Here is an 8,991-nt window from a genome sequence, read left to right on the forward strand (position 1 = left end):
TTTTCGGGGGGAGGGGGCGGCGGATTTTTCCGTTAGCGTCGTCCCCTACCGAACGCCTCGGCAAAGGACGGCGAGATCAACAGTTCCACGCAAGGCAACCGGCTTAGCGGTGGTAGCGTTGAATTGGCTGAAAAAGGCAAGATACGACGCGCACGCGGTTTCGCGGCCACTTTGGAGCCCCAACTACACGCGCCGGCAAAGACCAACGGCGACCAGGGGGAACGGTCACACATCACTACAGGTTCGGCGAGGCTACCCATGCGCATCAAGCACTTCATTGTCACCTACAACAACAACGCTCTCCTGCACAAAGCCATCGAAAGCATATTCGCGACCGCAACGGATCACGACAGAGCAGTCTTCGTGATTTCAAACCATTCGAAGGACGAATATACCGGACCGCACCCTGTGACGGTTTTGCGTAATGCGACACGTCCCGATTTCTCGACAGGTCACCTCTCCCGAAACTGGAACCAGGCGATAATAAATGGCTTTGTCGATATCAAATCCCCGGATGCCGACCTTCTCATCCTGAGCCAGAACGACTGTGTTTTCGAAGCCGGTTATGTTGATCGATGCTTGGAGCTCCACACCAGGTATGACCTTGTCACCTATGGCATCGGCGACAACTGCGTCAGCTATTCGCCGAATGCAATCGCACGCATCGGCCTCTGGGACGAGCGTTTCTGCAATACCGGGTTTCAGGAGGCCGACTATTTTCTGCGTGCCGCAATCTACCTCGGTGACCGTGCTTCCATCAATGACGGCATACAACATGGGCGGGTACACAACCCGATTTCCGACGCCGCCTCGATCGTAAGGCCGGACGCGACCGGCTTTCAGCGGCGTGATGAAGCCCATCTTCAATCGATGCGATACCATGTTCAAAGCAGAGGACTATTCTTTGCAAAATGGGATACGCAGCCGGAGAAATGGGGTCCTGACTTCCGACAGGTTGCGCAGCGGCTGAACAACTTCATCTACTATCCGTATTTCGAGAAAAATGTCGAAACCCTGACCGAGCAGCGGTATCTGGCATTTTTCTGAAAATAGGCGGTAAGGCGGATCACGCACTTTCGAACCGCCCATCACCCTCCGTCACGGCGCCCAATAAACGCCCGACTACGCCAACGCCTTGAGAATCAAAATCCGGTTCGCGGTCGCGAAGGCAATGGCTCCGTCCTGCTCAAGCGCCCGCAACACCGCTTTGATCTCCCCGGGCGTAAACCCATCAACGCCCAGCCGTTCGATGACATCAAGCAGGTTGATCGTCACGTCAGGCCTGGCCTTGAGCGCGCGCAGCCGTCCGATCAGGGCGTTTTCGGTATCGTCAAATCGACTCATCGGAGTACCTCAGCCGGCAATCGGCGCAACAGCACCATTCCGCTTCTCGCGAAAATGGCTCGGCGAAGCGCCGATCACGCGTTTGAACGCGCGGCTGAAGGACGCCTCCGAATCGTAACCCAGCCGTTCGGCGACGGTTGCCACACGCTGCCCCTCGCGTAGCCATTCATGGGCCTGGTGCATGCGCATCCGCGCCACGTAGCGCGCCGGCGTTTCGCCGACGACGCTGACGAAGCGCTGGGCAAAGCCCGAGCGCGAGGCGCCCATGTGGCGGGCCAGCTCGTTTACGCTCCAGTCGTGCGCGGGATCGAGGTGGATTGCCGCCAGCACCCGCCCGACCTCCGGGTTGCGCACGGCGGCAAGCCAGCCGCTGGCGTCGCCGCAGCCGTGCTCCACCCATGTGCGGATGATCGTCGCCGTCAGCACGTCGGCAAGGCGCGACAGGATGCCGCCTGCGCCCACCCGGTTCATCTCGACCTCCCGCATCATGGCGTCGAGCAGCGGCGGGATCGTCGGCTCGCTCTTGGCGAGATCGCTGGTGCGCATCACATCGGGCATCAGGTTGAGGAGCGGATGCCGCTTGTCGACATTGAAGCGCATGACCGCGAAAAAGATGAGGTTATTGCTGTCGGTGCATGGACATTGCAGATCGACGATGCCATCGCAGAGCGGCTTGCGCGGCAGGCAGTCGACCGGGGTCGGCGAAATGCCCGGTTCGCTCGCGATCACATGCGCGTCGCCGCGCGGCAAGAGCACGGCGTCGCCGGGGCGCATTTCCGTCCACTCGCCATCGGGTGCCTGCAGATAGGCGCTGCCCGCCGCCAGGAAGTGAAATCGCGCTTCCGCCTGCGCGGGATAGGCCGTGGCCCAGGGTGCTGACGGCTGGCAGCGGCCATACTCGACGCCATCGAGCCGCAGCCCGCGCAGCATCTCGGTCAATGGATCGGTCATATGGCCTCCGGCAGGTTTGGACGAATTGTTATGCTTTATAGCTTTTCCAGCATGGAAACGCCAGATGCTTGAGCGTAGCGTCGCCGCAGAATTTACGGAGATGCATATGAACATTCACTCGGAGATCAACCATCCAGCCGCAAAGAGCGAAGCACCTGCCGCATGGGCAGGCGTTGTTTCGCTGTCGCTTGGTGTATTTGGGCTCGTGACGGCGGAATTTCTACCCGCGAGCCTTCTGACGCCGATGTCGCATGACCTTGGTGTCAGCCTCGGCGCGGCCGGTCAATCGGTGACGGCCACGGCCGTGGTCGGCGCGCTGGCGGGGCCAGGCATCGTGCTCGGCACGGCCCGCTTCGATCGCCGCTACACGCTTTTGGCGCTCACAAGCCTGCTCATCATCTCGAGCCTGATCGCTGCCACGGCAAACGGGCTCGTGACGCTGCTCCTGTCGCGCGCGCTGCTCGGCGTCGGCCTGGGCGGCTTCTGGGCGATGTCGCTGGCGCTTGCCATGCGCCTGGTGCCGGAGCGGCTGATGCCGCGCGCCATGGCGATCGTCATGACCGGCGTGTCGGCGGCCACCGTCTGTGCGGCACCTGTCGGAGCCTGGGTCGGCGAGGCGTTCGGCTGGCGCGCGGCCTTCTGGATCGCCTCCGTGCTTGGCGTCGTCGCATTCCTCGTCCAGGCGTTCACGCTTCCGGCCATGCCGCCGACAACTTCGGGCGGCCTCGGGACGATGGCCGCGGTCCTGCGCCGTCCGGCCATCCGGCTCGGCCTCGTCACCATCCTCTTCGTCGTCGCCGGTCACTTCGCGGGCTTCACCTTCATCCGCCCGTTTCTTGAAACGGTGCCGCATTTCGGTGTCGAGGCGATTTCCGGCATCCTTCTCGCCTTCGGCGTCGGCGGCTTTATCGGCAATATCGCCGGCGGCCTGATCGCCGAGCGCAACACGACCCTTGCCATGACGCTTGCCGCCTCAGGCATTGCCGTCACCGCCTTCCTGCTTGCCTTCGCAGGCGAAGCGCCGGCGCTGGCCGCCATTGCGACCGCCCTGTGGGGCTTTGCCTTCGGCGCATTGCCGGTCAGCGTGCAGAGCTTCATCACCGAGGCTGCCGCCGACGAGGCCGAGAGCGCAGGCGCCCTCATGCTGACGACCTTTCAGGTCGCGATTTCGAGCGGCGCCGTGCTTGGTGGGCTGATCGTGGATGTCCAGGGTGCCGCCGGCGTCTTTGTCTTCGCCGGCGTCGCGGCCCTGCTCGGTGCCACGCTGGTTGGCGTCGCCAGCCGCCGCAGGATGGTCGCCGCGGGCTGATCATCCCCGTTACGTACCTCGGCCCCGCGCAGTGATGAACCGCGCGGGGCTGACCTTTGTCCGCGGTCGACCTTAGGCCGGCAACGCCTTCATCTGTGCAGCGCTGGGGAATTGTGGCATAGTTGCCCCATGGCGATACATGTCTTGGCGGTCCATCGTGACACGGTCGGGACGGAAAAGGGGGCGGGCGGTTCGCTTGCAGCCGCCTATTCCGTGGGTATCTTCTGCTGGCTGCTATCATCAGGCGTCTATATCGCCGCCAAATGGGTCTCTCCCGAGATGCCGCCCTGGGCGCTTTGCTTCTGGCGCGTGTTGATCGCCTGGGCGATACTGATGCCGATCGTCTACCGACATTTCGGCGCCATGGTCGCGCTCGTGCGGGCGCGCGGTCTCGAACTGCTCATCATCGGCGGTATCGGGCTCGCGATCTGCCAGGGCCTGATTTTCGTCGGCCTCGAACATGCCGACGCCACGACAGCCGGCATCATCATCGCCCTGATCCCGATCATCACCATGATCCTTGCCCGCTTCATTCTGGCCGAGCCGATGGGGCGCTTTCAGGTGATCGGATCGATCCTCGCCTTTGCCGGCATCGTGGTGATCATCATCAAGGGCAGCCCGGCCGCACTCCTGCGCCTCGATTTCAATCCCGGCGAGCTATGGATCGTCGCCGGCGCCTTCTGTTTCAGCCTCTATACGGTCCTGCTCCGCCGGGCGAAATTCGATGTGAACCGCCTTGCGCTCCTCGTGCTGCTGCTGGGCGCCGCGGCGCTGACGGCGCTGCCCTTCTATCTGTTCGAGCTCGTCTCCGACGAACGCTCGACTTTGAACGCCAGCGGCCTCATCGCGCTCGCCTATGTCGCGATCCCCGGCGGCGCGATCATGTATTATCTCTTCAATCGCAGCATCGAGGCTCTGGGGGCGGCGAGGGCGGGCGTGTTGCTCTACATCCAGACGATCTTCATCGCCGTGCTCGCCTACCTCATCCTCGGCGAGCAGCTGCAACGCTACCATCTCGAAGGCGCATCCCTCATCGTCGCCGGCCTGCTGCTGATCATTCTGCTGAAGCCACCGGCTAGCCTAGAGGCGAGCAAGGGCTGAGGAGGGGCGGGCTGAGGTTTGCGAATGAGCGCTGTTGGCGACATGCGGTCGGCAGTCTGCTCGTCGAGATCCAGGAGGAGTTCAACCGCCCGAACGGCGAGATTGAACTGCGATGCGATTTCCTTCGCTGTCGGCAATTTCAGCCACGAAGATCTCCTCGTTGACGGGCGTTTTCGGAAAGAGGACTTCGCCGCCGCACGCGACGGCCTTCACCAAAACGTCGTCAATGTTTTCGATGCTCAGATAAACGATCGCTCCATGCCGGGTAGGAACGTAGACATCGCCCTGGGCGAGCGCTCCGCTGGCGCCGTCCTTCCCCTCCTGAAAGGGAAAATAGGCCATTCTGCTTTCGTGGATTTCAACGACGTCGCCAAATTCTATATCGAACACAGTGCGATAGAAGCGCATCGCTCTTGTCAGATCGGCAACTGGAATTTCAACATGGGCAATCAGGTTCATACTCAGCTCTTTCCAATCACAGCCCTGCTTATGACGCTTTGCGGACGAGGCGTTCTCGTTCGGCTCGGCCCCTTTGCACACACATGAAACGACATGTAGACTCTGCCAGTGGATATCGACTTAGTGGAGACTTGCATGAGCGAAATTGCCCTGAGGTCCATCGTCCCGATCCTCTTTGTGCGTGATGTGCCGGCGAGCGCCCAATTCTTCAAAGAGAAACTCGGATTTGACGTCGATTTCCTCCACGGTACGCCGCCGTTTTACGGCGCTGTGTCGCGCGGCGCGGCCTGCCTGCATCTTCGGTGTGTCAGCAAACCGAATTTTGCCGATCTGGCAGCACGCGAGGTCTCGCTTATTGTCGCTACAATTGAGGTTTCGGACGTGCACGGGTTGTTTGAGGAACTGCGCGGCCGCGGCGCGGAGTTTGCGCAGGAGCCAACCAGCCAGCCCTGGGGTGGAACGGACTTCCATGTCCGTGACGCGGACGGGAACGTGATCTCGTTCGTCGCCTACGAGTGATGGAACCATAGCAGCAGTCGTGAAATGACCGCTTCCGCCGCTTAGCTGCCAATGCATTCAGAAACGTCTCCAGCCATGGGCGATGCCCCCCGATAACCGAAGCTGCGGGGGCATCGCTGAACACGGCCAAAGCGTTCCACAAATGAGCGGCGGCTTGCGTGCCTTACCGCGCTTCCGCGATCCGCTCGAACGCCGATGGCCTCGCAATCCCGAGGTCCAGCGTCTGCCGGATGATCTCGGCACACTCCAGCGGTGTCAGAAGCGACGTGTCCACCTCAAGATCGTAGATCCCCGGCTGGTGCACATGGTCCTGCCAGCGCTGCACCGAATCGGGGATCGGGTCCTCGGCGCTTGCCTGGTCGTAGAGCCCCTCGCGGCCCGGCATGCGGATCTCGCGGCGGCGCATGATCGTGTCGAGTGGACAATGCACACCGACGAAGAGAACAGGAAAACCTTCAAGCCTGCGGGCGCAGTCGGTCAGGATGCCGAGCGGTTGCGAGTAGAAATCATGGTGCCCGAGATCGGCGACGACGTTGAGGCCGAGGCCGACATGGATGGCGATGGTCTCGTAGAGTGCGGCGTAGAAGAACGGCACCATCTCCTCGAGATCGGGCCGCTCGCCGCCGGGACGCAGGCCGATGCCGGGCAGATAGCGCTCCGGCGTCATGCCGTTATAGGCATCGACGCCGAGGTTCATCCACGGGCCGTCGAACTCGTCCTGGATCGCCTTGGCGATCGATGATTTTCCGCTGCGCGGTGCGCCGTTCAGAATGACGATCTGAGCGGCAGGGTTTTCCTCGGACATGTGTGTTCTTCTTTTGTTTGGCGCGAATCAGTGAGGCGAAATCGCGCAGGCATTTCACTTCGCATTTCGATTAGATTATGGGTGACTTTAAGGCGGTGACTTCAGGCTGTGACTCGCCGCGTCGGGAGGATAGCATGAACGAGGACAGCGCGCATTTCCCGCCTGTGGATCCTTTGAAAACAGGCATTCGCGGCTGCTGCCCGCGCTGCGGCAATGGCAAGCTTTTCAACGGCTTGCTGGGCCTGAAGCCGCGCTGCGCCGCCTGCGGTCTCGACTATGCCTTTGCCGACGCCGGCGATGGCCCGGCCGTCTTCGTCATCCTGATCGTCGGCTTCATCGTCATCGGCTCGGTGCTGTGGCTGGAAGTGAACTATTCACCGCCGATCTGGCTGCACATCCTGCTCTTCGCGCCGCTGACGATCATCCTCTCGCTGCTGGCGCTACGCTGGTGCAAGGGCATCCTGATCGCCATGCAATACCGCCACAATGCCCGTGAAGGACGTCTCTCCCGTGATTGATGCCACAGCCGCAGCCCCCCGCCGCACGCGATCCGTCCTGACCGCCATCGCGGTCCTCGTAGCACTCGCCATCCTGATCGCGCTCGGCACCTGGCAGGTCGAGCGGCTGCACTGGAAGGAAGGCCTGCTCGCCGATATCGCCACGCGCCTCGCGGCCCCCGTGGTCCCGCTCTCCGATATCGAGGCCATGGCCGCCAAGGGCGAGGATATCGAATACCGCCGCGTCACCGCGACAGGCGTCTACGACAACAGCCGCGAACGCCACTTCTTCGCCACCTGGCGCGGCCAGACCGGCTTTTACGTCTATACGCCGCTGCAGCTTTCCGACGGCCGCTTCCTCTTCGTCAACCGCGGCTTCGTGCCTTATGACAACAAGGAACCGGAAATGCGCATGCAGGGCCAGCTGACGGGCGAGCAGACCGTCAACGGTCTCGCCCGCAGCAAACTGTCAGGCAAGCCGTCCTGGATTGTGCCCGACAACGACGTCGCCAAGAACATCTTCTACTGGAAGGACCTCGACGTCATGGCCTCGAGCACCGGGCTAGACAAGGCCGCGGTCGTGCCCTTCTTCGTCGATGCCGATGATACGCCCAATCCCAAGGGCATGCCGATCGGCGGCGTCACCGAGGTCGACCTGCCCAACAACCACCTGCAATACGCTTTCACCTGGTATGGTCTCGCCTTAACGCTGGTGGTGATCGTCATCGTCGCGCGCTTCCGCAAGCGCGGCAATCCGCCTGCGCAATAGTATCGCTTCAATTCGTGCCTATATTGGGCTAGAGGATCGATATCTGAGGCGCAGGCATCACAACCTCTCCCTCATTCCTGTGCTTGTCACAGGAATCCAGCTACGGCGCGTCTGCGCCGTGAAAAGACTCTCTTGCATTCACGGACGTGAATGCGCTGGATTCCTGTGACAAGCACAGGAATGAGGGCGTTGGGTAAGTAAGACAGGAACAGGATGAATATTGCGGCGAAACCTCCACTGACGATCAGGCTCTGCGGCCCGCGCGGCTTCTGCGCGGGCGTCGATAGGGCGATCCAGATCGTCGTTCTGGCGCTGAAGTCCTATGGCGCGCCCGTCTATGTCAGGCACGAGATCGTCCATAACCGCTATGTCGTCGAAGGACTGGAAGCCAAGGGCGCCGTCTTCGTCGAGGAGCTGAACGAGATCCCGGAAGAGCATCGCGCCCAGCCGGTCGTCTTTTCCGCCCATGGCGTGCCGAAATCGGTGCCGGAGGATGCGACCACACGCAACCTCTTCTATCTCGACGCCACATGCCCGCTGGTCTCCAAGGTCCACAAGCAGGCCATGCGCCACAACAAGCTCGGCCGCCACGTCGTCCTGATCGGCCATGCCGGCCACCCCGAGGTGATCGGCACCATGGGCCAGCTGCCCGAAGGCGCCGTCTCGCTGGTCGAGACCATCGCCGATGTCGATCTCTACGAGCCCGTCGATCCCGACAATCTCGGCTATGTCACGCAGACCACGCTCTCGGTCGACGACACCGCCGGCGTCATTGCCCGCCTGCAGGAGCGCTTCCCGAACCTCACCGCGCCCTCGGCCGATTCGATCTGCTACGCCACGACCAACCGCCAGGAAGTCGTCAAGCAGGCGGCCCCCGGCTGCGATCTCTTCATCATCGTCGGCGCGCCCAATTCGTCCAACTCCAAGCGCCTCGTCGAAGTGGCGCTCAGGGCAGGGGCGAAGAAATCGATCTTGGTGCAGCGCGCCTCCGAGCTCGATTGGGACGATATCGGCCACGTCGGCACGCTCGGCCTCTCCGCCGGCGCCTCGGCCCCCGAGGTCATCGTCAACGAGATCATCGAGGCTTTTCGCGCGCGGTTCGACGCCCGCGTCGAGCTTGCCGAGACCGTTCAGGAAAACGAGCACTTTCTCGTCAACCGCGAGCTGCGCGACATCGAGCTGACGACGGCGGATATGGCGTTCGTCAACGGGTAATCGGTAGTCGGAGGGTGGGGCC

Annotated in this window: 11 protein-coding genes; 7 read left to right on the forward strand and 4 right to left on the reverse strand. The window is 62.2% G+C overall.

Annotation, left to right across the window (positions count from 1 at the left end; translation table 11 throughout):
* The first annotated feature begins 258 nt into the window (after window positions 1–258).
* A complete protein-coding gene (locus B3605_RS01680; RefSeq protein WP_112945800.1) occupies window positions 259–1,047 on the forward strand; it encodes a glycosyltransferase family 2 protein in 789 nt (262 codons plus the stop codon).
* Window positions 1,048–1,122: 75 nt separating this feature from the next.
* Here B3605_RS01680 and B3605_RS01685 read toward each other — a convergent pair whose 3' ends face one another.
* Both B3605_RS01685 and B3605_RS01690 read right to left on the reverse strand, forming a co-directional pair.
* A complete protein-coding gene (locus B3605_RS01685; protein ID WP_112945799.1) occupies window positions 1,123–1,344 on the reverse strand; it encodes a hypothetical protein in 222 nt (73 codons plus the stop codon).
* A gap of 9 nt (window positions 1,345–1,353) precedes the next feature.
* Window positions 1,354–2,295: an AraC family transcriptional regulator gene (locus B3605_RS01690; protein ID WP_112945798.1), complete on the reverse strand. Its 942-nt coding sequence runs from the start codon at window positions 2,293–2,295 to the stop codon at window positions 1,354–1,356.
* A gap of 106 nt (window positions 2,296–2,401) precedes the next feature.
* On the opposite strand from B3605_RS01690, the gene B3605_RS01695 reads away from it, so the two are divergent.
* Together B3605_RS01695 and B3605_RS01700 are read left to right on the forward strand one after the other, a co-directional pair.
* Window positions 2,402–3,604 (forward strand): MFS transporter, encoded by a 1,203-nt coding sequence (locus B3605_RS01695; RefSeq protein ID WP_112945823.1) that lies wholly within the window; start codon window positions 2,402–2,404, stop codon window positions 3,602–3,604.
* Between the two features lie 129 nt (window positions 3,605–3,733).
* Window positions 3,734–4,705, forward strand: coding sequence for a DMT family transporter (locus B3605_RS01700; RefSeq protein WP_112945797.1), 972 nt, complete (start codon window positions 3,734–3,736; stop codon window positions 4,703–4,705).
* Window positions 4,706–4,786: 81 nt separating this feature from the next.
* Here B3605_RS01700 and B3605_RS01705 read toward each other — a convergent pair whose 3' ends face one another.
* Window positions 4,787–5,164: a VOC family protein gene (locus B3605_RS01705; RefSeq protein WP_112973078.1), complete on the reverse strand. Its 378-nt coding sequence runs from the start codon at window positions 5,162–5,164 to the stop codon at window positions 4,787–4,789.
* A gap of 135 nt (window positions 5,165–5,299) precedes the next feature.
* Between B3605_RS01705 and B3605_RS01710 the strand changes: the two genes are divergently transcribed.
* Window positions 5,300–5,683, forward strand: a complete 384-nt coding sequence (locus B3605_RS01710; RefSeq protein WP_112945795.1) for a glyoxalase superfamily protein — start codon at window positions 5,300–5,302, stop codon at window positions 5,681–5,683.
* A 163-nt stretch (window positions 5,684–5,846) separates the two neighbouring features.
* Here the strand turns inward: B3605_RS01710 and B3605_RS01715 are convergent, their stop codons facing one another.
* Window positions 5,847–6,488, reverse strand: coding sequence for a chloramphenicol phosphotransferase CPT family protein (locus B3605_RS01715; RefSeq protein WP_112945794.1), 642 nt, complete (start codon window positions 6,486–6,488; stop codon window positions 5,847–5,849).
* Between the two features lie 134 nt (window positions 6,489–6,622).
* On the opposite strand from B3605_RS01715, the gene B3605_RS01720 reads away from it, so the two are divergent.
* From B3605_RS01720 to ispH, 3 genes are all read left to right on the forward strand, one after another.
* Window positions 6,623–7,006: a DUF983 domain-containing protein gene (locus B3605_RS01720; protein ID WP_047507915.1), complete on the forward strand. Its 384-nt coding sequence runs from the start codon at window positions 6,623–6,625 to the stop codon at window positions 7,004–7,006.
* On the forward strand, window positions 6,975–7,754 hold the full coding sequence (locus B3605_RS01725) for an SURF1 family protein (protein WP_112945793.1): 780 nt from the start codon (window positions 6,975–6,977) through the stop codon (window positions 7,752–7,754). The genes B3605_RS01720 and B3605_RS01725 overlap by 32 nt, the downstream gene beginning before the upstream one ends.
* A gap of 213 nt (window positions 7,755–7,967) precedes the next feature.
* Entirely contained in the window at window positions 7,968–8,969 is a 1,002-nt protein-coding gene (gene ispH, locus B3605_RS01730; RefSeq protein ID WP_112945792.1) for a 4-hydroxy-3-methylbut-2-enyl diphosphate reductase, read from the forward strand.
* Window positions 8,970–8,991: the final 22 nt, after the last annotated feature.

This window comes from Rhizobium sp. UBA1881, from assembly GCF_002338015.1.
Taxonomy (GTDB): Bacteria; Pseudomonadota; Alphaproteobacteria; order Rhizobiales; family Rhizobiaceae; genus Rhizobium.